The 23,702-nt window shown below is 63.1% G+C and carries 20 protein-coding genes and 2 tRNA genes; 13 read left to right on the top strand and 9 right to left on the bottom strand.

Translation table 11 applies throughout. From position 1 onward, the window contains the following. Nucleotides 1-16: 16 nt before the first annotated feature. From GVL04_RS12325 to GVL04_RS12310, 4 genes are all read right to left on the bottom strand, one after another. Nucleotides 17-4,549, bottom strand: coding sequence for an ExeM/NucH family extracellular endonuclease (locus tag GVL04_RS12325; protein WP_159704675.1), 4,533 nt, complete (start codon nt 4,547-4,549; stop codon nt 17-19). 182 nt (nt 4,550-4,731) lie between these two features. Next, nucleotides 4,732-5,223 (bottom strand): septum formation family protein, encoded by a 492-nt coding sequence (locus tag GVL04_RS12320; protein WP_159704672.1) that lies wholly within the window; start codon nt 5,221-5,223, stop codon nt 4,732-4,734. Nucleotides 5,224-5,394: 171 nt separating this feature from the next. Beyond that, nucleotides 5,395-6,180: a VOC family protein gene (locus GVL04_RS12315; protein ID WP_159704669.1), complete on the bottom strand. Its 786-nt coding sequence runs from the start codon at nt 6,178-6,180 to the stop codon at nt 5,395-5,397. 201 nt (nt 6,181-6,381) lie between these two features. After that, a tRNA-Ser gene (locus GVL04_RS12310) sits at nt 6,382-6,472 on the bottom strand. Between the two features lie 102 nt (nt 6,473-6,574). Here GVL04_RS12310 and GVL04_RS12305 point away from each other — a divergent pair. The 8 genes from GVL04_RS12305 (at nt 6,575) to GVL04_RS12270 (ending at nt 14,110) form a co-directional block, all read left to right on the top strand. Further along, nucleotides 6,575-7,558 (top strand): NAD(P)H-quinone oxidoreductase, encoded by a 984-nt coding sequence (locus tag GVL04_RS12305; RefSeq protein WP_159704666.1) that lies wholly within the window; start codon nt 6,575-6,577, stop codon nt 7,556-7,558. Between the two features lie 30 nt (nt 7,559-7,588). Beyond that, on the top strand, nt 7,589-8,149 hold the full coding sequence (locus GVL04_RS12300) for a PadR family transcriptional regulator (RefSeq protein ID WP_159704663.1): 561 nt from the start codon (nt 7,589-7,591) through the stop codon (nt 8,147-8,149). Between the two features lie 153 nt (nt 8,150-8,302). Beyond that, nucleotides 8,303-10,618: a carbon starvation CstA family protein gene (locus GVL04_RS12295; protein WP_235036263.1), complete on the top strand. Its 2,316-nt coding sequence runs from the start codon at nt 8,303-8,305 to the stop codon at nt 10,616-10,618. After that, the gene (locus GVL04_RS12290) at nt 10,618-10,809 is read left to right on the top strand and encodes a YbdD/YjiX family protein (protein ID WP_159704660.1); all 192 of its coding nucleotides are present in this window, start codon (nt 10,618-10,620) and stop codon (nt 10,807-10,809) included. The genes GVL04_RS12295 and GVL04_RS12290 overlap by 1 nt, the downstream gene beginning before the upstream one ends. 79 nt (nt 10,810-10,888) lie before the next feature. After that, complete coding sequence (locus GVL04_RS12285; protein WP_159704657.1) at nt 10,889-11,587, top strand: bacterial proteasome activator family protein; 699 nt, start codon at nt 10,889-10,891, stop codon at nt 11,585-11,587. Nucleotides 11,588-11,595: 8 nt separating this feature from the next. Further along, a complete protein-coding gene (locus tag GVL04_RS12280) occupies nt 11,596-12,036 on the top strand; it encodes a hypothetical protein (protein WP_159704654.1) in 441 nt (146 codons plus the stop codon). Nucleotides 12,037-12,173: 137 nt separating this feature from the next. Next, nucleotides 12,174-13,013, top strand: coding sequence for an aldo/keto reductase (locus GVL04_RS12275; protein ID WP_159704651.1), 840 nt, complete (start codon nt 12,174-12,176; stop codon nt 13,011-13,013). A 140-nt stretch (nt 13,014-13,153) separates the two neighbouring features. Next, complete coding sequence (locus tag GVL04_RS12270) at nt 13,154-14,110, top strand: Lrp/AsnC family transcriptional regulator (RefSeq protein WP_159704648.1); 957 nt, start codon at nt 13,154-13,156, stop codon at nt 14,108-14,110. Here the strand turns inward: GVL04_RS12270 and GVL04_RS12265 are convergent. Further along, nucleotides 14,091-15,539: an amidase gene (locus tag GVL04_RS12265; RefSeq protein WP_159704645.1), complete on the bottom strand. Its 1,449-nt coding sequence runs from the start codon at nt 15,537-15,539 to the stop codon at nt 14,091-14,093. The genes GVL04_RS12270 and GVL04_RS12265 overlap by 20 nt on opposite strands. 270 nt (nt 15,540-15,809) lie before the next feature. Between GVL04_RS12265 and GVL04_RS12260 the strand changes: the two genes are divergently transcribed. The 4 genes from GVL04_RS12260 (at nt 15,810) to GVL04_RS12245 (ending at nt 19,164) form a co-directional block, all read left to right on the top strand. Next, nucleotides 15,810-16,559: a DUF5058 family protein gene (locus GVL04_RS12260; RefSeq protein ID WP_159704642.1), complete on the top strand. Its 750-nt coding sequence runs from the start codon at nt 15,810-15,812 to the stop codon at nt 16,557-16,559. Nucleotides 16,560-16,611: 52 nt separating this feature from the next. After that, entirely contained in the window at nt 16,612-17,352 is a 741-nt protein-coding gene (locus GVL04_RS12255) for a hypothetical protein (RefSeq protein ID WP_159704639.1), read from the top strand. A 66-nt stretch (nt 17,353-17,418) separates the two neighbouring features. Then, nucleotides 17,419-18,657, top strand: coding sequence for an amidohydrolase (locus GVL04_RS12250; protein ID WP_159704636.1), 1,239 nt, complete (start codon nt 17,419-17,421; stop codon nt 18,655-18,657). A 75-nt stretch (nt 18,658-18,732) separates the two neighbouring features. After that, nucleotides 18,733-19,164, top strand: coding sequence for a DUF3592 domain-containing protein (locus GVL04_RS12245; RefSeq protein WP_159704633.1), 432 nt, complete (start codon nt 18,733-18,735; stop codon nt 19,162-19,164). 54 nt (nt 19,165-19,218) lie between these two features. Here GVL04_RS12245 and GVL04_RS12240 read toward each other — a convergent pair. Next, nucleotides 19,219-19,291, bottom strand: a tRNA-Thr gene (locus GVL04_RS12240). A gap of 216 nt (nt 19,292-19,507) precedes the next feature. On the opposite strand from GVL04_RS12240, the gene GVL04_RS12235 reads away from it, so the two are divergent. Further along, a complete protein-coding gene (locus tag GVL04_RS12235) occupies nt 19,508-20,239 on the top strand; it encodes an HAD family hydrolase (protein ID WP_159704630.1) in 732 nt (243 codons plus the stop codon). Here the strand turns inward: GVL04_RS12235 and GVL04_RS12230 are convergent. The 3 genes from GVL04_RS12230 to tmk are packed head-to-tail and all read right to left on the bottom strand — an operon-like array spanning nt 20,236 to nt 23,647. Further along, entirely contained in the window at nt 20,236-21,831 is a 1,596-nt protein-coding gene (locus GVL04_RS12230; RefSeq protein WP_159704627.1) for an alpha/beta hydrolase, read from the bottom strand. The genes GVL04_RS12235 and GVL04_RS12230 overlap by 4 nt on opposite strands. An 8-nt stretch (nt 21,832-21,839) precedes the next feature. Then, nucleotides 21,840-22,991, bottom strand: coding sequence for a DNA polymerase III subunit delta' (locus GVL04_RS12225; RefSeq protein WP_159704624.1), 1,152 nt, complete (start codon nt 22,989-22,991; stop codon nt 21,840-21,842). Then, complete coding sequence (gene tmk / locus GVL04_RS12220; protein ID WP_159704621.1) at nt 22,988-23,647, bottom strand: dTMP kinase; 660 nt, start codon at nt 23,645-23,647, stop codon at nt 22,988-22,990. The genes GVL04_RS12225 and tmk overlap by 4 nt, the downstream gene beginning before the upstream one ends. Nucleotides 23,648-23,702: the final 55 nt, after the last annotated feature.

The following is a 23,702-nucleotide window of genomic DNA, read 5'->3' as shown; positions in this document are numbered from 1 at the left end:
TGTCACTGGGAGGTTGCTAGCCCCTCAAGCACTTCTGGTACTCCAACCATGCGAAGGCGTACCGGAGCCAGCCCACGATGTCGTACCACTTGGACGGCTTCACCGGGGGAGTGCACTGCGGTGGGTTGGGTCCGCTCTCAGTCACCTTCACCAGCGCCTTCACCACAGTTCCACTTTCGACGGCGGTGAGCACCACTGTGCCGGTGCCTGCAGCTGCCGCGGCGGGAACCTTGAGGTTCACAGTGGCCGCGCCAGCCGTGACCGGCACGGAGCCAAGCGTCACCGCTGCGCCCTTGCTGTCCACGAAGACGGCGTTGAGCGACGCGTTTGCCGGACTGCCGATGGACGTCAGATTCAGCTTGGAGACAGCCAAGGCCATGGATTCTCCCGCCTTGACCTCGGCTGCGGTGGAGTTCACCACAGCAACAGAACGACGCGCGAAGTCCGGAGACACGGGTTTGTGTGCTTTCAGGTACTTGATCCACGCATCGCGATCCACCAAACCGGTGTCCTTCGTGTTGCTGCCTTCCTTGAACACCCGGAAGTTGTCACCGCCGGTAGCCAGGAAGCTGAAGGTGCCGATCTTGTACTGCTTGGCGGGGTCGATCACAGCGCCATTGACCCAGATGCCGGTGATGCGGTCACCTGCGGGGCGTGCGGCGTCGTAGGTGTAGTTCACGTTCTTGGACAGTCCCAGCTGCTGATAGGGGCGGCTGGGAATGGTGCCGTCAGGGTTCGTCTGCCATTGCTGCTCCAGGAGCGTCTTGAACTGTGTACCCGTCAATGACGTGGTCCACAGGTTGTTCACGAACGGCAGGACCGCGTTGGCCTCGGCGTACGTGATGGTGCCGTCCGGTGCGTAGTAGAGCTCGTTGCGCAGGCCACCGGGATTCACGACGCCGATCTCCGCCGCGCCCAGCTCAGGCGCCTTGAGCGTGTCCACCAGCGAGTCCGCGACAAGGTTGCCCAGGGTGGACTCACTCGCGCGATCGTCCCGCTTGGGGGCGCCGCCGGCGGGGTCCGGCGTGAATGCCGTAGTGATATCAGCGGTCACTGTACCTACCGGCTGGTTGCCGATCTCTGCTGCTTGGGCGAGGGCCTTGTCCACGATCGTCTTCACTGCCGCCACCCGCGGGTAGGCAGCGACCAGGCTTTCAGCGGTCTCGGTGGTCCGGTCGATGACCGCGGCTTTGTATGCCGTCACCGACTTGCTGGCCGTGTCCACCGTGAGGGTCACGCTGCCGACGTTTTCGCCGTAGTTTCCGGTCTGCACGATGGGGCGGGTCTTGCCGGTCGGCTGGCCGTTGGCGTCCAGTACCGGGGCATCCCAGGCGTATTCCTTGTGCGTGTGCCCGGTGAAGATCGCCGCGACGTCAGGAGTGGTTTCGTTGACGAGCTTGGCGAAGGGTCCGCCGGCGGCAACTTCCTGCTCCAGGGTGGCGCCCTCCGGCGTACCGGAAGCGGCGCCGTCGTGGTTTTCCACGATGATGAGGTCAGCAAGGTTTTCAGCCTTGATCTTCGCGGCAACCCGATTGATGGCTTCCACCGGATCCCCGAATTCGAGATCCGTGATTCCGGCAGGGGTTACCAAGGAAGGAACTTCCTGCGTGACCGTGCCGATAACGGCTACGCGCATGCCGTTCATGTCCAGGACCTTGTACTCCGGCAAGACCGGAGTGGTGGTGCCCTTTTGGTAGACGTTCGCACCAAGGTAGGCGAACTTGGCGTTGTTGCCTCCAGATATGACGCGGTCGCGCAGGTCCTGCCAGCCGCCGTCGAACTCGTGGTTGCCTACCGCGGAAGCCTGCAGTTCAAGAGTGTTCAGGACGTCAATGGTGGGCTGGTCCTTCGCTACGGATGACGCGAAGAGCGAAGCTCCGATGTTGTCACCGGCTGAGATGAAGGCCGTAGCGCCGGGGGTAGCCGCCGCACGGAGCTTCTCAACGGTGCCCGCGAAGAGCACGGTGTTGGAATCGATGCGACCGTGGAAGTCGTTGATGCCCAGGAACTGCAGGTCAACGGTTGCCGGAGCCTCGGTGGTCAGGTTCAGGCCCACCACTACGGGGTCGTGGTCGCTGGCCCGGAACTCGTCCTCGGCATAGTAGTTGGTCACATTGTTGTTATACCTGCTGTACTCCAGCGCCACGGACTCTACGGAGTTGATGTTCCAGATGTCGGTTCCCGTGACTGCCTCAGCGGCAGCCGGGGAAGCAAGGATGTGGTCCAAGGAACCCACCATGCCGCCAAAGAGGTATGAGTGCTTACCCGTACCAACTTCGAGATCGGTGTAGCCGGCGCCGGTCAGGACGTTGATGGGGTCTTCCTTGGAGTAGGCGTTGAAGTCACCGATCAGGAAGACCTTGTCGGTGCCCTTGGAGGCTTGAAGGTCCTTGGAGAAAGCCAGCAGCGATTCGGCCTGCTTGGTGCGGGCGATATTTGAGGCGCCCTGGCCCTTGTCTGTGTCGTCCGGTGTGGCTGCGGAGCCCTTGGACTTGAAGTGGTTCACGATCGCGATGAACTTCTTGTCATCATCTCCGCCCACAGGCTTGAAGAGCTGCGCGAGGGGCTTGCGGGCACTTGCGAAGGCCACAGTGTCGTTGTGGATGATGGACTCGCCAACGGGCTCCGCCACGGCCTTCTTGTAGATAAAAGCGGTGCGGATCATGTCTTCATCGCTGAGCGGGGGAGCATTTGCGGGTGTGCGCACGTAGTCCCACACGCCAGGGGTCTTGACGTTGAGGGCATCCACCAGCTTGGACAACGCGTCGTCACGGTTCTTGCCGAACTGTGCCGAGTTTTCGATCTCTTCGAGCGACACGACGTCGGCACCCGCTTTGGTTATGGCGGCGACGATCTTGCTCTGCTGGCGCTCAAAGTTCTCCGCGTTGGCAGCGCCGCGGGCGTTGCAGCCTTCCTTGACCGTGATCGGGTTGCCATCGCGGTCGGTGTAGAAGACGCATCCGGGCAGCTGGTCGCCGGTGGTGGGGAAGTAGTTGAGCACGTTGAAGGAAGCGAGCTTGAGGCTGCCACCTACATCAGCAGGACCCTCGGGCCGGGTGGCGGTGAAGCTCGCAGGCTGAACGGACTCAGCGTTTGCCGGGCTCAGGGCCGCGAGGGGCTGGAATTTCCATGAGTTGTTGCCGTAACCCAAAATGACGTCGGTCCGGAACTTCGCGGGCGAGCCCACACGTACGGGGTCCGACGCGGTCAGGTACGGCAATTGCTGGGCTTTGGTGGTGGCGTCCTTGAGGAAGTTGGTGGACGCGCCGTCGTCGAGCTTGATGCCGCGAAGCGCGTTGTCCGCAACTACCGCGGCGTACTCCGGCGAGCCGTAGGTGGCTACCGCCGTCGGCTGTACCAAGGGCGATGTGCCGGCCGCCAGGCCGATCTCGCCGTACTGGTTCAGGGAGTAGTTGTCCGTGACCGTGAAGTCACCCTGCGGCGAAACGAGCATGCCCTCGAGGCTTTCGCGGGCGGCCTCGTTGGCCGGCAAGGTGAACGGTGTGGACTTGACCTCGGGTGCGGCCTCTGTGAGCTTCTTGAACCCCGCAGCATCAACGGTGAGCTGGGTCTGGTTGGCGAATTCGCTGACAACACCGGTGAGTTCCAGGTAGTCGCCCTCCTGGACCGTTCCAGCCGTCGTGGGTGAATAGACGAACAAAGCGTCCGACGCCGTCCTGGCCGCCCCGGCGGTATCGCCGCCGGTTCCGGGGGTCTGGATGTTGTAGCCGTTGAAGCCGCCGGTTGCGTAGACCGCGGTGACCTTGCCTCGCGTGGTCACCGTACTGCCGACGAGCGGGCTTGCCGGACCGGTTCCTTGGATCTCCGCGATGGCCTTGACCCCGGGTTGCGGCTCAGGATCGGTGGGAGGAGTTCCGCCATTGGAGGGCGTAGGGGTGATGGTGGCGCTGAGGCTGAAGTCTGCGGCGTTGGAGTCAGTGTCCACACCGTTGGTCCGGTTGAGGCTCTTGACGTCCGAGTTGCCGGTGGGTGCCGGGGCAACGGCAGCCTCAAAGGTGTTGGAGGTGCCATAGCCCAGAAGGTCGGCAATGGCCGCGTTCCCCGTCACGGAACCTGACGGCAAAGGAGACACTGCGGTGGCCTGCTTGGCCAGGAGCAGCGTGCCAGTGGTTCCGCTGGGGTTCAGAGTACCTGTAGCTTGCACATCGGCCGGGGGAAGTGCAGGCGCCGTGGACGTTCCGCTGTTGGTGGCACCTTGAACCAGGAAATAGCCCTTTGCCGGGATGCTGCCCGTGAGGGGAGTGATCCCCGTGGGTGCTGCAGTGGCTGTGCCGGACCGGTACTGCAACGACCACCCCGCCAGGCTGACCGGCGCGTCCGAGGAGTTGTAGAGTTCGACGAACTTATTCTTGAAGGCCGCACCGCTGCTGCCACCGCTGAGGTAGGCCTCGTTGATCACCACGGGCGATGTGCCTGCGGGGGCGGACGGTTCATCCGCTGCCATGGCCGGAGCGGCCGTCAGTGGGGCGGCAAGCAACCCCACTGACAAGACCGTTCCCGCTGCTAATTTCCAATGTTGTTGGTGCATCCGCTCTAACTTTCATTAGGGGGCCCTGTGGGGCCCTTTGGACGACACCCGCTCTCTTGTGGAACGGGCGCTGTTCCGGAAGTTACTCCGGGGTAAACCTGTTGCTCGGGCATAGCAGAACACGACGGAATGAATGGGAGGTGGACCGATGGTGGCCGGATGGTTCTCCGGCCACTGGCGTGCTATTTCGCAGCGCCCTTCAAGGACCCTGTGGTGGCGGACCCGGCGGCGCCACCGATGAGGCAGACGATCTCGCGGTCGCCGTTCTTCCAGGAGTCGCTTGTGGGATGGAGGAAGGTGACCTCCAGCGCGGATTCTTCGAACGGCAAGCCAACGAACGTTGAAAACTGTGCGCCACAGTACTCCTCAGCCTGTGTGCCAACCTCGGCATCGCCGGGGAACGTTGAAGCGTCCATGTTGGTCAGTGCAAAGGCTTCAAGGTCGTGGCTCTGATCGCACGGAATGATGGTGACATCCACAACTTCCTGGCTGTCCGGGTTGGCGATGCAATCGCCCAACTTCACTTTGAAGGCGTCGGCCTTGGACGACTCCGTCGGCTTGCCGGATTCATCGCGTTTGGCGTCTCCGCTGCTGATCAACGAACAACCTGCCAGTGCGAGTGATGCCATGCCCAGTACGGCAGCAATCCGTACGGTTTTCGAACGGTGGAGCATTCTGTCCTCATTCCAGAAGGACCACGATGCGTCGGAAGAACGGACCTGTGGTCAACAATGAGGGACCAGAAAAGGACCCATGCCGGCCGATCCCCCAATGCCGGCAATGAGTGGATCAGCCCGGCCGACTCTGGGTGGGAGGCAGCCGGGCGTGACCCGAAGTGTCAAAGTCTAGGCCGTCTGTCCCAAATCCTGGATCACCTTGAAGACGGCGCCTGTCGGGTCCGACAACGTGGCCAGCCGCCCGAACGGAGTGTCCTCCGCTGGCTGCATGACGGTGGCACCCAGGGCTGCGGCTTGCTCCACGGTTGCGTCCGTGTCCTCCACGGCGAAGTACACGCTCCACATGGAGGGGACCTGCTCGGGCAGGAAGCCGGAGGCATCCATGATGCCTGCCTTCGCGTCATCGCCGGCGCCAAGGGTTGTGTAGCGGAATTCCGGGGTATCGCTCATGACGTCCGTGTCCCAGCCGAAGACCTTCTGGTAGAAGGTGACCGCGGACTCGTAATCCTTGGAAAGGAGTTCATGCCACGCGGGAGCCCCCGCCTCGGCCGCCACCTCGTAGCCCTTCATGTCACCGAACTGCCAGGCTCCGATGGAGGCGCCTGAGGCATCCCCATACATGGCCATACTGCCCTGCTCCGGGACCTCCATGGGCTCCAAATACACCTGGCCTCCATTGGCGGCAGCTGCCTCCGTGGTTGCCTTGATGTCATCGGTGCGCAGGTAGGTTGACCAGACATCCGGCATGGCACCCATGTCCGCCTGCTTCTCCATGATGCCTGCAACCATCCGGCCGTCCTTGGACGCCGTGATGTAGCCGCCGTATTTTTCCTGGTCCCCGGTCTCGTAGGTCCAGCCAAACAGGGCAGTGTAGAAGGCCTTGGCCTTTCCCGTATCGGACGTCATCAGATCGATCCAGCAGGGTGCGCCGGGAGTGATGTCGGGCTTAGGCATAGGTCAGGCTCCTGTTGTTATTCCGTGGCGAAAGCTACGGCTTGTGTCAGTGGTGTGGAGACAGACAGAACACTATGCGGGGGGTCTGACAGTTTCAATGATCTTCCGGGTGTCAGTTCTCAGTTCCGCACCCCGAATTGCCATCAGGGCAGCACTTGCACACACAAAAATGCCCCGGGCTATGGAACCCGGGGCATCTCTTGGCGGAAGGTAAGGGATTTGAACCCTTGGTACGGGGTTACCGCACACTGGTTTTCAAGACCAGCTCCTTAGGCCGCTCGGACAACCTTCCTCGCCTAGTAGTGTTTCATAGGGAGTTGGCTGTTCCAAAACATCACGTCCTGCAAACCCTGCCCGGGGCCTTGGAGGACCAGCAAGAAACCGGGAGTTCGTCATGAAAGCCGTCTACATCTCAGAGCCAGGCGGGCCCGAAGTCCTCGAAATCCGGGAGGTCCCCTCCCCGGTGCCGGGCGCAGGCGAGGTCCTGATCGACGTCGTGGCCGCCGGCCTGAACCGAGCCGATGTCCAGCAGCGGCGCGGCTTCTACCCGCCTCCACCGGGAGCCTCGGAAATTCCCGGCCTTGAAGTTTCCGGCCGTATCGCAGCTTTTGGTCCCGGCGTCACCAAAGCGTTCTCCGTGGGGGACAAAGTAGTGGCACTGCTCTCCGGTGGCGGATACGCCCAGCAGGTGGCGGTTCCCGCCGGGCAGGTGCTCCGGGTTCCCGAAGGCGTGGACCTGGTCACGGCGGCGTCCCTGCCCGAAGTTGCTGCGACCGTGTACTCAAACCTCATCATGACGGCGCAGCTGCAACCCGGTGAGACGGTGCTCATTCACGGGGCTACGGGGGGTATTGGCACTATGGCCATCCAGTTGGCCAAGGCGCACGGCGCAACAGTGGCCACGACGGCCGGAACTGACGAAAAAGTGGGCACCGCCAAGGCCTTCCTGGGCGCAGACATTGCCATCAATTACACCGAAGAGGACTTCGTCGAAAGCCTCAAAGCCCAAAACGGCGGCAAAGGCGCGGACGTGATCCTCGACGTCGTGGGTGCCAAATACCTGCAACAGAACGTCGACGCACTTGCCGACTACGGCAGGCTGATCATCATCGGCCTTCAGGGCGGGACAAAAGCCGAAATCAACCTGGGACAGCTCCTCAGCAAGCGTGCTGCCGTGATTGGCACGGCCCTCCGGCCTCGGCCGGTAGCCGAAAAGGGCATCATCATGTCTGCCGTTCGCGAATCCGTGTGGCCAATGCTCACGGACGGCCGGATCAGGCCACTCGTCGCCAAGTCCTTCCCGTTGGACCAGGTGAGGGAAGCCCATCAGTACTTCGACTCCGGCGAGCACGTTGGCAAGGTCCTGCTGCTCCTCTGATTCGACCCACCAACTGCAGCGAGGAACCATATGTCCATCCGGCACAGTTTGCTGGCCCTGCTCCAGGACCAGCCCCGGTACGGCTATGAGTTGCGCGTCGAATTCGAGGACCGTACCGGCGCAGCCTGGCCGCTGAACATCGGACAGGTTTACACCACGCTGGACCGGCTTGAGCGCGATGGCCTGGTCAGTAAAGACGGCGACGACGGCGGTGGCCACGTCGTCTACAGCATCACTGATGCGGGAGCTGAGGAAGTCGGGGCTTGGTTTGGTGGTGCCGTGGACCGTGGCACCCCGCCACGGAACGAGATTGCCATCAAGCTGGCGCTCGCCGTGACGCTTCCGGGCGTGGATACCTCAGCGGTGATCCAATCCCAGCGTGAGGTCTCCGTCAGGGCTTTGCAGGAGCACACTCAAGCGCGAAAGGCGGTGTCCGCCAACCAGCGTTCGATGGACACGGCGGGACTGCTGGTGCTCGACTCGCTGATCTTCCAGGCCGAAGCCGAAGTGCGTTGGTTGGATCTCTGCGAAGCACGCATGGTGCAGGTGCAGGTGCAGGTGCAGGCGCCGGGGAGTGGGGGAGCAGGCTAGCTGCTTGCCCGCCACGCCCACCGCACGGGAACCACCGCTTACCGCACGGACCCCTTCGTTCCGGCGTGGGCAGATCTGCTGTAATTGAGTGCCTTGTTAGCGTCCTCCCTGAATGTTCAGCGCCCCAACGGCAGCAGTTCTCAAGGAGGAGACATGGGCAGAGCCCCTGACCAAGAAGAACTTGACCAACAAGAACTTGACCAACAAGAACTTGACCTCAGCGATCTGGAGGAAGGGCTTGATCCGACAGTGCCTGCACCGGCCGTGGACGACTCGGTCCGCGAAGCTGGGGAGCGCAGGTGGACTCCGGCCAAGATCGGCCTCTGGGTGGGAATCTCACTGCTTGGAGCGGTGGCGTGGTTCATGCTCGCGCTGGTGCGCGGCGAGACCGTCAACGCCATCTGGTTCGTTTTCGCTGCAGTGTGCACATATCTGATCGGCTATCGCTTCTATTCCAAAGTCATAGAGCGCTACCTGCTCAAACCGGACGACCACCGTGCCACCCCTGCCGAGTACAAGGCGGACGGCAAAGACTACGTCCGCACGGATCGCAACGTGCTCTTCGGCCACCACTTCGCTGCCATTGCCGGCGCCGGTCCACTGGTGGGACCTGTCATCGCAGCCCAGATGGGTTACCTGCCAGGCACTATCTGGATCATTATCGGCGTCGTTCTTGCCGGAGCCGTCCAGGACTACCTGGTCATGTTCTTCTCCATGCGCCGCGGTGGCCGTTCCCTTGGCCAGATGGCACGTGAGGAGCTTGGTGTCATTGGTGGAACCGCGGCCCTTGTGGCCACCCTGCTCATCATGATCATCATCGTGGCCATCCTCGCCCTCGTGGTGGTCAACGCCCTTGGCGAGAGCCCGTGGGGTGTCTTCTCTGTGGGCATGACCATCCCCATCGCGCTGTTCATGGGCGTCTACCTGCGCTTCATCCGGCCTGGCAAGGTGATGGAAGTATCCATCATCGGCTTCGTGCTGCTCATGGCTGCCATCATTGGCGGCGGCGCAGTGGCCGGAACCGAGTGGGGTGCGGCGTTCTTCCACCTGGACAAGGTCACTATTGCCTGGGGCCTCATCGTCTACGGGTTCATCGCCGCGATCTTGCCTGTGTGGCTGCTCCTCGCGCCGCGCGATTACCTGTCCACGTTCATGAAGATCGGCGTGATCGTGATGCTGGCCCTCGCCATCATCGTGGTGCGACCGGAAATCACCGTTCCGGCGTTCAGCGAGTTCGCCGGGCGGGAGAACGGCCCGGTCTTCTCCGGTGCGTTGTTCCCCTTCCTGTTCGTGACCATCGCCTGTGGTGCCTTGTCCGGATTCCACGCGCTCATTTCATCCGGGACCACGCCCAAGCTGATCGAGAAGGAGCGGCAGACCCGCTTCATCGGCTACGGCGGCATGCTGATGGAATCCTTTGTGGCCATCATGGCCCTCGTAGCAGCAATCTCGATCGACCGCGGCATCTACTTCGCCATGAACGCTCCCCTTGCCCTCACCGGCGGCACCGTGGAATCCGCGGCGCAATGGGTCAACAGTCTCGGCCTGGCGAACGTGAACATCACCCCGGACGTGCTGGCCCAAACGGCCAAGGACGTAGGCGAGGAAAGCATCATCTCCCGCTCGGGCGGTGCTCCCACACTGGCTGTCGGCCTGGCTCACATCATGCAGCAGTTCGTTGGCGGGCCCGGCATGATGGCTTTCTGGTACCACTTCGCCATCATGTTCGAAGCCCTCTTCATCCTGACGGCAGTGGACGCAGGCACGCGTGTTGCCCGGTTCATGCTCCAGGACTCCATCGGCAACTTTGTTCCGAAGTTCAAGGAAGCCTCATGGCGTCCCGGCGCCTGGCTGTGCACGGCCATCATGGTGGGCGCTTGGGGTGCGGTGCTCCTGATGGGCGTGACCGATCCCCTGGGTGGCATCAACACGCTCTTCCCGCTGTTCGGAATCGCCAACCAACTCCTGGCGGCCATTGCTTTGGCCGTGTGCCTTGCCATCTGCGCCAAGCGCGGAGTGTTCAAGTGGCTGTGGATCGTGGCGATCCCTCTGGCTTTCGTCGCCGTCGTGACCATCACGGCCAGCTTCCACAAGATCTTCTCGCCCGTTCCGGCCGTGGGCTACTTTGCCAACAACCAGGCATTCTCCAAGGCCCTGGCCGATGGCAAGACGGAGTTCGGGACCGCCAAGACCGTGGCGGCCATGGAAGCGGTGGTCCGCAATACCGCGATCCAGGGCGTCCTCTCCGTCATCTTCGTGACGCTGAGCATCATCGTGATTGTCGCCGCACTGCTGGCAACCATCAAAGCCATCCGCGCCGGAGGTGGACAGGATCATGAGGACCCGGCCGTGCCATCCAAGGTGTTCGCCCCCGCCGGGTTGATCCCCACGACGGCCGAGAAGGTCCTGCTCGCGGAATGGGATGCACTCCCGGCGGAGAATCGAACGCAGAAGGCCGCGCATCACTGATGAATGCCGTGGCTAAAGGGCTTCGTGGCTTCGCTACCTACATGGGCTCGCTCATGGGTGCCGACGCGTACAGCAAGTACCTGGAACACTTCAACGCCGGTGGCCACGCTGGTCCCGCCATGACGGAACGTGAGTTTTGGCGGGACCGGATGGACCGGCAGGACAGCAATCCCCAGGGCCGGTGTTGCTGACGTGTAGTTTCGCTACGAACGAAGTCCAAATACAGTCCCAGGACCCGGGTTCGCTTGAACCACATGAGAGTATGAACCAATGAGCGATCTGAACAACATTCAGCCCACGGATGAGGCTTCGGACGACACCCCTTCGGACGACACCCCTGTGGAGGGCACCACGCTGGACGGCGCCACGCCCGACGGCGCCAGGCTGGACCGGGACCTGACGGCAGCCGATGGACAGCCATCCGGGCAGGAGAAGTCCGGAAAGGACATCAAGCCCAAAGCAACCAACCTCCATGAGCTCGTTGACGAGCCTGCAAAGGTGATGCGGATCGGCACCATGATCCGCCAGCTCCTGGAAGAGGTTAAGGCCGCACCCTTGGACGACGCCGCCCGTGGCCGCCTTGCCGAAATACATGAGCGCTCCATCAAGGAACTTGAGGACGGACTGGCTCCGGAACTCATTGAAGAGTTGGAACGGATAAGCTTGCCCCTGCCGGAAGACAAGGCGCCTTCCGACGCCGAGCTTAGGATTGCCCAGGCACAGCTCGTGGGTTGGCTGGAGGGTTTGTTCCACGGTATCCAGGCCGCGATCGCAGCCCAGCAGGCAGCCAAGGAACACGCGGCCGCCCAGATGCAGCTTCGTCAGCTCCCGCCGGGAACTGTCATCGCGCCGGGCATCGTCATCGGCGAGAACGGCCAACCACAGCGGGCTGCAGCGCAGGGTGCCCCTGGCGCCGCTCCGCACGGCCGGCCGGAAGACCCCGACCACGGTCCGGGTCAGTACCTCTGAGTTCGCAGGTGGGTTTCTTTGGGGCCGTCCGCCAAGGACGGAAGGACGATCTGGAACTTGGCAAAGGCCTGTGGCGCCGCGCCCACGACCGCTTCCACCGGGGACTGGACAGGTATCACCAGGTTCTTGAGGGCGTTGACGATGACCAGTTGTACAACGAACTCGTGGAGATAGCCAATGAACTGGCCGAGTTGTCGCCGCGCGTCAGGACTATTTGCGTCGAGGCACAAAAGCGTTCCCCGAGCGACGGCCTCGATGTACCCGGGGCGCTTGCAGGGGTTCACCGTGCCTTGTCCAAGGCCGGAAATTCGCTGGCTACTACCGCCGAAGCCGCGGCGATGCTGCGACTGGCCGTTGGCCCCGTTCCAGTAGGAGCATTGTCTGTCCGGCGACGCGCGGAGTCCGTGTTCGAACAGGTTGCCGATGCGGAGCGCCAGCTCAACCCCTGACGGGGTAGTGAGAATAAGCCAAGCGTGCGCAACTACACGCGCACGCCTTTATTCCTCATGAGCAATAAGTTAAGCGCATAGCTGATCTCCGTAACATTCGGCGCTTTTGGCGGCTTCGTGCTGGCAGGATGGCAGACATGACTTCGTCACCAACACTTACTTTCAACGACGGCAACACCATCCCCCAGCTCGGCTACGGGGTGTGGCAAGTTGAAGACGATGTAGCCGAAAAGGTGGTGCGCCAGGCATTCGAAGCCGGGTTCCGCCACATCGATACCGCCAAGATCTACGGCAATGAGGCAGGCGTTGGCCGTGCCATTGCCTCCTCAGGCCTTTCCGCCGAGGAAATCTTCATCACCACCAAGCTGTGGAATGCGGATCAGGGATACGAGTCCACGCTTGAGGCTTTCGAGAAGTCCCTGGACTACCTCGGCCTGGAGACACTGGACCTCTACCTGATTCACTGGCAGCAGCCCAAGCAGGAAAAGTACGTTGACACCTGGAAGGCACTCATCGAGCTCAAGAAGCGCGGCCGGGTCAAGTCCATCGGTGTCTCCAACTTCACCAAGGAAGGCCTGCAGCACATCATCGATGAAACCGGCGTCGTTCCGGCCATCAACCAGGTTGAACTGCACCCGTTCTTCAACCAGGCCGAGCTGCGTGAATTCAATGCCTCCAAGGGCATCCTGACCCAGGCTTGGTCGCCGCTGGGACAGGGTGGCGAGCTGCTCGAAAGCGCCACCGTAGCTGAGATTGCTGCGAAGCACGATGCAACTCCGGCCCAGGTCGTCATCGCCTGGCACCTGGCCATCGGCAATGTGGTCATTCCCAAGTCCGTCACCGAGTCCCGCATCCAGGAGAACTTCGCGGCTCTCAATGTCACTCTCGACGCCACCGACATCGAGGCCATCAATGGCCTGGACCGCGGTGCCGAGGGGCGCATTGGACCGGACCCGGCAGTCTCCGACTTCGCCTAAACCCTAAGCTTGACCAGTATGCCCCGCCCCAGCTTGGGTGCGGGGCATCTGTCGTTAAGGTTCGACGGCGGCACCCACCAGGGAACACAACGCACCGAAGTCCGTGGTGAAATTGAGCGACCCCAACGGACGGAGCTTGCATGGTGGTGTTTGACGCTTTGGAGCGGCAGATCGTTGCTGCCCTCCAACTTGATCCCCGGTGCCCCTGGCGCAAGATGGCCGCGGTCCTCGGCGAAGCAGAGCGAACTGTCGCCCGTCGGGGTTCACAGCTGTTGGAGTCCGGAGCTGTCGCCGTGGTGGGGATCCGCCCCAGGCCAGCCGTGGTTCTGGTGGAAATGCGGTGCATGCCGGGCACAGTCCGTGCCGCTGCCCAGGCGCTCTCGCAGCGGACTGACACCACGTTTGTCTACACCACCACCGGAACGGGTGATTGCGTGGCGGAGATACTCACCGAGCCGTCCCGCATGGCCGACGTGTTGTCGGATGAACTGCCATCCACCATAGGCTTGCGCGATGCCACCAGCTACCCGGTCCTCCGGTATTTCCGGACCATCCGTGGGTGGCGCCCGGAGATTCTCACTGCCGATAAAGCGGAGGCGCTCCGCTCCAGCCTCACCCAGGACACAGGCATCCTGGTGCCCCGGCAGGATTTGAGCCGCCAGGACAACGAGCTTGTCGACGCCCTCTGCGCCGACGGCCGGATGAGTTTTGAAGCGTTGGGACGCCGCGTGGGTGTTTCGGAGGCAACCGCACGGCGCCGCAGTGAGTGGCTGCTGGGTAACAACCAGATCCACTTGCGCGCAATCGTTGAGCCGGCGTCCTTTGGGCTGGGAGTCGAGGCCTTGCTCTGGATCCGGGCCTCGCCGCAGCATGTTGAACACGTTGGAAAAAGCCTGGCAGAGCTTCCCACTGTCCGTTATGCCGCGGCGATCGCCGGGGACTACCAGATCATGGCCGATGTGACCGTGGAGGACATGTCAGCCCTCTACCGCTTCATCACGGACTCGGAGTGGGCGCAGAACGCCGTCACTGTGGATGTTTCCATTTTGCTGGACGCGCGAAAGCGCGGCGGCAGGGTCATGCGCTCATCGTCGTAAGTGGCTCCCGGGCCGCTGTGACAACAGGAGCGACGGCGGCGTACCCGGTCTGCTGCTCGAATGCGCGGCCATACCGGAGCAACTGCATATCCGTGTAATGGTTGCCCGCCAGCTGCAGGCCGATGGGAAGCCCCGTGGAACTGAAGCCAGCCGGAACGCTGAGCACCGGCAGGCCCGTGGCGGACAGGAGGCAGGCTGAGCGCATCCAGTCCAAGTATGTTTCGGAGGCCACGCCGGCAATATCGGAGGGGTACCGCAGTTTTGCGTCGAAGGGCAGGACCTGGGCGCACGGGCTGGCGAAGAGGTCGTAGCGCCCGAAGAACTGTTGCACACTGCGTTCAAGGCGAGTACGGGCGGCGGCTGTCTCGATCAAGTCCCGCGCAGTGAGGGCGAATCCCTTCTCCACGTTCCAGTGCACTTCGGGCTTGATAACGTCTCCGGCGCGCTCCAGAATCGGCCCCAGGCCCGCGGCGAAGTCCATGGCACGCGTGTTGCCGAATACCAGGTCTGCTTCGCTGAAGTCCGGGGTGGCTTCCTCAACGATCGCACCAAGGCCCTCGAAGACGGCCAGTTGCCGTTCGAGGTGCTCCACGATCTCCGGGTCCACCGGAACGCCGATGCCAAAGTCCCGCGACCAGCCAATCCGAACACCGCGCATGTCGGTCTCGAGTCCAGCCCGGAATACCTTGGGATCAAGGCCTGCAGGGTGCGGAACGCGGGGATCCTTGCCCGCTGTCACGGACATGAACAGGGCAATGTCCTCCACGCTCCGGGCCATGGGCCCCGTCCTTCCCAGCCACGCATAGGCGTTGACGTCGGACGGCATGGGGATGACCGCCGTCGACGGCCTGAAACCCACCACATTGCAGAAGGAGGCCGGGATGCGAAGCGAACCGCCCATGTCGCTGCCGTCGCCGATGCTCTGGACGCGGGACGCGACGACGGCGGCCACGCCACCGCTGCTGCCGCCGGCACTCAGCGTTGGCGCGTAAGGGTTAGTGGTGGTGCCGAAGAGGTCGTTGAACGTATGGGAGCCCGCACCAAACTCGGGAACGTTCGACTTCCCTGTAGTGACGACGCCGGCTGCTTTCAATCGCGCAATGATGAGGTCGTCGGCGTCGGGAACAAAGTCACGCAAGGCGAGGGAGCCCTGGGTGGTGCGCATCCCGGCGGTGTTGTTGGTGTCCTTGTGCGTCATGGGTACGCCATGGAGGGGCGCCAAGGCGGCCCCCGAGGCTGTCAGTTGGTCGGCGCGGTGCGCCAAGGCGTGGGCGCCTTCGGCATCGAGCGTCACCACGGCGTTGATCGCTGGGTTTACCTCGGAAATGCGCTCCAGATGATCTGCCAAGGCTTCGCGCGCCGAGACCTTCTTCTCGCGGATGGCTGCGGAAAGTTCGACGGCGGACAGCTCGCCAAGGGTGTCAGGCATGGTGCTCCTTTGCTGGATTGCTACTGCCTGAAAGTGTGCCGGGTCACATGCGGTGGGGGAAGTCCTGAAACAATGAAAGGCAAGCTTTGACTGATTCGGCCACATTGAAGGCTGATTCCGTCAGCTATTGTGTGTGATCCGGCTCATAGCAGAAGGTGTTGGTAACCCACTGGCCGATCTGGTCGCTGGGTAGGATTTTCCCCAGAGCATCTGATGCGAACAGCGTGGTTCGGATGTGGACTTGCCGAGGGGCCAACACCGGAGGTTCCCATGCATCAACCCCTGGCTCTTCAACCGCTCGCCCCCAACGATTCCACCGACATCATGGCCATCGCCAACAATCCCGTCCTGTGGATCTGCGTGGCAGGCGTGTTCGGCGTGATCATCATTCAGTCCGTCATCTTCATGAAAGCTGCCCGGACTGCCGCCCCATCCGTGGACATGAGCACGCAGGACATCAAGACCTCGTTCCGCTCGGGCGCTGTATCGGCCATTGGCCCCTCCCTGGCAGTTTCTCTCGTCGCTATTGCGCTGCTCGGCCTCTTCGGCGCGCCGGCCGTGCTCTCCAGGATTGGGTTGATCGGTTCGGCTGCCTACGACGTGTCCGCCGCGGGTATCGCCGCCGGTTCCATGGGCGCCAAGCTCGGCGATGCCAGCTATACGCAAAGTGTCTTCGCTGTCGCCTTCTTCGCCATGAGCATTGGCGGAGCGATGTGGATGCTCGCCACCCTGATCCTGACCCCGGTCCTGCGAAAGGGCGACGCCAAGATCCGATCCGTGAACCCGGCCGCCATGGCCATCGTCCCAGCCGCCGCCCTGATCGGAGCCTTCTCCTGTCTGGGGCTCACGGAACTGCCCAAGTCAGGGATCCATGTGTTGTCCTTCGCCGTCTCCGCCGCGGTCATGGGCACCTGCCTGCTGCTGGCCAAGAAGCTCGGCAAGAGTTGGCTGCGTGAGTGGGGGCTCGGCATCTCCATCGTCATCGGGCTGGGCACTGCCTACCTCGCTGTCGGCGCCTGATCCCACCTCCCGCCTTCAGCCCCGGACTTTGAGCACGAAAGGAACACCCCTCATGTCTTCCATCACTTCCGCTCCCACCACCCCCGACAACAACACCGCCATGGCCGACTTCAGCCGCACCACCTCCCGATGGGGCCAGATCACCATGATCTGCGGCTTGCTGATCTCCGTGGCCGGCCCTCTGTACCTTGTCTTCGGTACTGGCCTGGACATAGGCCCTGGACAGCTTTGGATTGCCTTCGCCGCAGTGGCCGCCACGTTCGGCATCATCTGGATCGTCGAGCCATTGACGTACTATCCGATTCTGGGTCCGGCCGCGATGTACCAGGCGTTCATGATTGGCAACATCTCCAACAAACTCCTGCCTGCTGCCCTCATCGCGCAAACCAATATCGGCGCAAAGCCGGGCAGCAAGCGCGCCGAGCTCGCCGCCGTCGTGGCTATCTGTGGTGCTGCTGCGGTCCACCTGATCTCGCTGGCGATCTTCGTTGGGCTGCTCGGCAGTTGGCTCATCAGCGTCATTCCCCCGTCGGTTCTGCTCGTCACCCGGCTGTATGTGCTGCCCACCGTTCTAGGTGCCGTCCTGGTTCAGGCAATCGTGTCCATGAAGCAGCCCCGCACCACCGTGTTCGCCCTGCTGGTCTCGGCCGTCGTCGTGTTCGTCCTGCTGCCCCTGGTGCCATCGCTCGCAATGGTGTCCACCGCCATTGCCGTCCTGGGCACCATCCTGCTGGCGTGGTTCTTCCGCGGCAAAACCACTATCACTGAAGTGAAGCCCATCCACATCGAGTAGCCCCGCAGCGCTCCCTCACCCAGCCCGAACCGCGCCCTGACAAACAGAACCAGGAAGACAGGAACCATGACTTCAACAGCCACCGCCCTTCAACTCGACTCCGAACAGACCGCCAAGCTGCACTCCCTGTACCGGCACCTCCACGCACATCCGGAACTGTCCATGCAGGAGTACGCAACGGCCGCGTTGATCGAGGAACAACTGGACGGCCTGGGCGTTGAGCACTTCCGCTGCGGCGGGACAGGGGTGGTGGGAGTCCTGCGAAACGGTGACGGACCCGTGGTGGCCTTCCGCGCCGATTCGGATGGCCTCCCCATTGAGGAAGCTACCGGGCTGGACTATGCCAGCACGGACACAGGCACACTGCCTGATGGCACGGTGGTTCCGGTCATGCACGGCTGCGGCCACGACACCCACGTGGCCAGCCTGCTGGGTGCCGCCGAACTGCTTGCGGGGAACCCGGGTGCCTGGGCTGGGACGCTGGTGTTGATCTTCCAGCCCGGCGAAGAGACGGCGGCCGGCGCTCTCGCCATGCTCGACGACGGTCTGTGGGACAAGGCGCCGCGGCCTGAAGTGGTCTTCGGGCAGCACGTCATGCCGCGGCCGGTGGGTACGGTTGCGATTTCCAGCGGGCCGGTGGCGGCCATGGCAGATTCGCTCAGGGTCACGGTGCACGGCCAGCAATCGCACGGTTCGCAGCCGCAGGATTCCATTGATCCCATCGTGATGGCCGCGCACATGGTCACCCGGCTGCAAGGGATTGTGTCCCGCGAGCTGGATCCACGGAAGGCCGCCGTCGTGACGGTCGGGACGTTCCATGCGGGCCTCAAGGAGAACATCATCCCGGCCTCCGCCGAGTTCACTCTGAACATCCGCACCTTTGATGAGGACGTCCGCGGCCAGGTCCTCGCCGCCGTCCGCCGCATCATCGCGGCAGAAGCCGACGCGTCCGGGGCGCCCGCACCGACCATCGAGGAAATGTACCGCTTCCCCCAGTGCTTCAACGATCCCGACGCCGTTCCTCCCGTCATTGAGGCCCTGCGGCTTGCGCTGGGCGCTGAGGCAGTGGAAATCACCCCGCCCATGATGGGCAGCGAGGATTTCGGGCATCTGGGTACCGCGATTGGTGTGCCGTCAGTGTTCTGGATGTTCGGCGGCACGCCCGCGGCCGGACATGACGGACCTGGTCCCATCCCCGTGAACCATTCGCCGTTCTTCGCGCCGGAACTGGAAGGATCGCTGGCCGGGGGAGTATCTGCCGCCGTCGCAGTGCTGATGTCCCGGCTGGGTGAGCATCGCGGGTGAGGACTTGTGTGGCGCTTGCCGGCCGCCCATCGCTGACCCCTGACATAATCGTGGGGACTCAACTGGGGGAACTACGTGAAGATTGTGCTGTACATCGTGTGGATGCTGTTCGTTGCAGGCGTCATCTGGGCCTTGGTCCGCAGCTACCGGAAATCCCGCGAGAAGGAAAGGCTGATCACCACCTGGCCCAAAGCCCTGGCCACAGTGACCGGGAGCCGGGCCGGGTGGACAAGTGGAGTAGGCAACAGCAGCCGCAACCGGCGCTTCTGGCCCCGCTATGAATTCCGTGACCCGCGTGGGGTGGTCTACTTGGGGGAATCCGAGGTGTCTTTGGCGAATGAGCCCTTGCCAGGCTCGCCGCTCCAGGTGGCATACAACCCGGAGGATCCTAACCAGTCGTTCCAGCCGGTAAAGGAGTCCCGACTGCTTATCGGTTGCCTGGCACCAGTCTTTGGACTGTTGGCCCTTGGCTCCTTCTGGTTTATTGGCGTCTTCCCGCTGGGGTGAAGCCGGGCAAGCAAAAACCCCGCTGGTTCAACGAACCAGCGGGGTTTTTTTCTGAGCTTCCTATCAGAATCGAACTGATGACCTTTTCATTACGAGTGAAACGCTCTACCGACTGAGCTAAGGAAGCACCGCGTTCATCACCGGTTTCCCGGGCGATCACGCAAGACATAACTGTAATAGAGGCACCGCACCCGGGTCAAAACGAGGGCGGCGGCGGCCGTTGCGGGGATGTTCACCCGCCGGTCGGGCCGGGTTCAGGCGGGCGTTTCCCTGCCGCCGGAAGCTGGGGAATCAGCTGTGGCGGGCTACACCCGCCACACAGACAAGCCGAAGGAGCCGCTCAATGACCGGGGACGCATTCACCAGGGACACCAGCCAAACACCCAATCGGCTGCGGCTTGCAGTGGTGGACATGGTGGGGACAACCATCACCGATGATGGCCGCACGGAGCGGGCCATGTCCCGGGCGCTGGTGGAACATGGCATCGAGCCGGGCAGCAGCAGGTTCGAGAGCATGTTGGGATACGCCCGCGACACCATGGGCTTTTCGAAAATGACCGTGTTCAGCCACCTCTTCGACGACGCAGAGGTGGCAGCCAGCGCCAACAAGGTTTTCGAGAAGGCGTACGACGAAATGATCGACGACGGCGGTGTCCACGCCATTCCGGGCGCGGAGGACGCCATCCTGTGGATGCGTGAGTCCGGCATGCAGGTTTGCCTGGCAACAGGGTTCGGCCGCCACACACAGAACATGGTCCTCGAATCCCTGGGCTGGATGGGCTTGGCCGACCTCAGCTTGTGCCCTGCCGATGCCGGACGTGGACGGCCTTACCCGGACATGATCCTGACTGCCGTGCTCGCCTTGGACCTTGACGACGTTCGCGAGGTGGCCGTGGTGGGCGACACGAGTTCGGACATGCTGTCAGGCATCCGTTCAGGTGCATCCCTCATCGCCGGCGTGCTGACGGGCTCGCATTCGGAGGCGACGCTACGCGCGGCCGGCGCCACCGTCGTCGTGGATTCCATCAAGCAACTCCCACTGCTGGTGGAGAAGCGCGAAGCCAGGCACCGCTAGCACTTGAGGCCATCCTGTGGCAGCTTGCCATCAACAAAATACTCGTCGACGGCGGTGCTGACGCAGGAGTTCGAGCGGCCGTAGGCGGTGTGCCCCTCACCTTCCCAGGTGACCAGTGAGGCGTTTTCCAACTGCTTGCGCAGCGACTGGGACCACTCCAGGGGAGTGGCGGGGTCGCCGGTGGTGCCCACCACCACGATGGGAGCGGACCCGTTGTATTCAACGGGCGCGGGCGTGCGGGTGTTCTTGTAGGGCCAGTCCTTGCAGTTGACCCCGCCGTAAGCGAAGAACGAGCCGAACGTGGGGGAGTCCTGGATAAGGCGTGCTTCCTCGGCCCGCATGCCGGCAGTGTCAGTAACCATGGGGTAGTCCAGGCAGTTGATGGCCTGGAACGCGAAAGCCGAGTTTGAGCTGTACGTGCCATTGGGTTCGCGGTCGGCGCCCAGATCGGCAAGCCGCATCATCTGGGACACATCACCGGAAAAGGCGCTCTCCAGGGCTTGGGTGAGGGCCGGCCAGCTTTGATCGTTGTAAAGGGGCAGGATGAGGCCGTTGACGAAGTCGTTGCTGGTCACCAAACGGCCATCCTTGGCGGTCTGGGGGTTCTGGTCCACGGCGTTGATGAGGTCCCTGATTTCCTGGACTCCGTTGTCCACGGAGCCGCTCAGCGGGCACTGGTTCTGTCCCTGGCAGCTGGCCACGTAGGTGTGGATGGCCCTTTCGAACGCCCGGGCCTGTCCGGCGGTCAGTTCCTCGTTGGTGATGGACGGATCCACGGCGCCATCCAGGACGAGGTGGCCAACGTTGTCCGGGAAGAGTGCAGCATAAGTGGATCCAAGGAAGGTGCCGTAGGAGAAGCCAAGGTAGTTGAGCTTGGCATCGTTGACCACGGCGCGCAGGATGTCCAGGTCCTTGGCCGCGCTCACGGTATCAATGTGCCCCAGCACATCCCCGGTCTGCTCAGAGCACTGCTCGGCGAAGGACTTGTTGAAGGCCAGTGCAGCCTCCAGACCCTCGTCGGTGTTCTTCCGGAACACCTTTTCGCGGGCAGCGTCACGTTCGGCATCGGTCATGCACGTGACGGGGGCGGAGCGTTTCACGCCACGGGGATCGAAGCCGACGAGGTCGAAGTTGGACTTCAGTTTCTCGGTGAAATTGGTGTTGCCGGCATCCTTGATGTAGTCCACCCCGGAGCCGCCGGGACCGCCGGGGTTGACCAGGATTGACCCCTGTTTGTTGCCGGTACTGGGCAACTTGATGACGGCGAGTGTGATTTCCCCGGACGCCGGGTTGGCGTAGTCCTTGGGTACCTGGACTTTGCCGCACTGGAAGCCGTCCTCGCAGGAGCTCCACTCCACCGGCTGTGAATAGAACTTCTCCAAGCCCTTGGGCGCTGAGGCTGCGATGGAGGGATCCACGGTGCTGGTGGACGGCTTGGCCGTGGGCGTTGGCAGGAACGGTACAGTGCAGGCGCTCAGCACCAGCGCGGCTGCAACGGCAACACACGTCGCCACGAAGCCGCGGCCGGCCCCACGCCGGGCAGACCGGTCCCTTGAAGGGGCGTCGGCGGACCGGCGGGGTGCGGACTTCATGGATTCTCCTATTGCTGGATGAGGCTCGTGGCCATGGACTCGACCGCCAACAGCGGGGCCACATTGGTGGTGGTGATACGGACGCGGGCTTTGTTGATGGCGTCCATCCGGGCCAACGTGGTTTCGGGGGTGGAGTGGCCTGCGTATTCTTCAAGATCGCTCTTGAGCTCAACGTTGACCAGTTCCACGGCGTTCCCCAGCTGGATGATCAGTACATCCCTGTAGAAGGACAACAGATCAGTGAGGGTGCGGTCCAGCGAGTCAGTGATGGAGCGTTTTGCCCGGCGTTTCTGGTCGTCCTCAAGCTGCCTGACCTGGCTGCGCATGGAGGGCGGCAACGTGCCGGACTCGGGGGCACCGAGGCTCGCCAGCAGCGCAATCTTCTCCGCGGCGTCACGTTCGTCATTGGAGCTGTTGGCCTCGTCGGTGGCAATCTTGACCAGCTTCTCGGCCATCATCACCGCAGCGGTGACGCCTCGAAGGCCCAGCGGAATCCGGACCGTATCCAAACGGCGTTGCCGCGCATCGGCGTCCCGGGCCAGTCGCCTGGCGATGCCGATATGGCTTTGGGCGGCGCGGGCCGCAATGTCAGCGAGTTGGCGATCGACGCCGTCGCGCCTGACCAGGAGATCGGCGACGTCGGACGCCGGCGGAAGCCGGAGGCTCACCGGACGGCATCGTGAACGGATGGTGACCAGGACGTCGGCGGGGGAGGGGGCACACAGCATCCAGATGGTGCGGGGCGTGGGTTCCTCGATCGCCTTCAGCAGGACGTTGGTGGTGCGCTCGGCCATGCGGTCCGCGTCCTCCACCACAATGATCCGCCACCGGCCGGTGGCAGGCCGGTCGCCCGCCTTGGACACCAGTTCGCGGGCTTCGTCAATGGTGATGGTGACTTTCTCGGTCCGCACGAATGTCACATCGGAATGCGTCTCGCCAAGGATGGTGTGGCACGCTGCGCACTCGCCGCAGCCTCGAAGGGCGACGTCGTCCTGCTCGCAGTTCAAGGCCGCGGCGAAGGCCTTGGCCGCGTTGGAACGGCCGGATCCAGGAGGTCCCGTAAAAAGCCACGCATGGGTGAGGCCGGTTTCGCCCTGCGCAGCCTGCTTCAATTGCGCAACGACGGGCGCCTGCCCCTGAAGGTCGTCCCAGACGCTCACGAACGGTCGCCGGGAACACGGTCAGCCAGCAGGGACTCCACCCGATCCAGGATCTCCGCGGCGAGGGTGTCGATGTCCGCGCTTGCCGGCAGGACAAGGTAGCCCGACGGCGAAGCTTCTGCGAGGTCCAGGAACGCGTGGCGGATGGCGGAGTGGAAAGCATCAGGCTCGGATTCGAGCCTGTCTTCGGTGGCGTCCCCGGCGGTCCGTCGACGGCGGCCGTCGGAGGGGTCGACGTCGAGCAGTACCGTCAGGTCCGGATGCAGGCCTTCCGTGGCCCAATCATTCAGTGTCAAAACGCCTTCGGCACCCAGGCCACGTCCAGCACCCTGATACGCCACTGACGAGTCGATGTAGCGGTCAGTGATGACCACCGACCCCCCAGCAAGGGCGGGACGGATCACCTGGCTGGCATGGGCGGCGCGGGCGGCGGCAAACATGAGGGCTTCGGTGCGGGCATCGATGGTGCCATGGCCGTGGTCCAAAACCAAGGAGCGCAACTTCTCGCCAATGGGCGTGCCGCCGGGCTCGCGGGTGCGCAGCACGGAAAATCCCCGCGACTCAAGGGCGTCAGAGAGCCGGGCGGCTTGGGTGGACTTGCCCGCTCCGTCCCCGCCTTCGAAGGCGATGAAAAGACCTGGGCTCTGAATACTCACGCGTCTAGCCTACCGAGCTTCCCTGACATCAAAGGCGCGTAACGCCTTTCATCCA

The organism is Arthrobacter sp. 18067 (assembly GCF_902706295.1).
In the GTDB taxonomy this organism is placed as follows: Bacteria; Actinomycetota; Actinomycetes; order Actinomycetales; family Micrococcaceae; genus Arthrobacter.
This window is presented reverse-complemented; position numbering and strand designations above follow the sequence as displayed.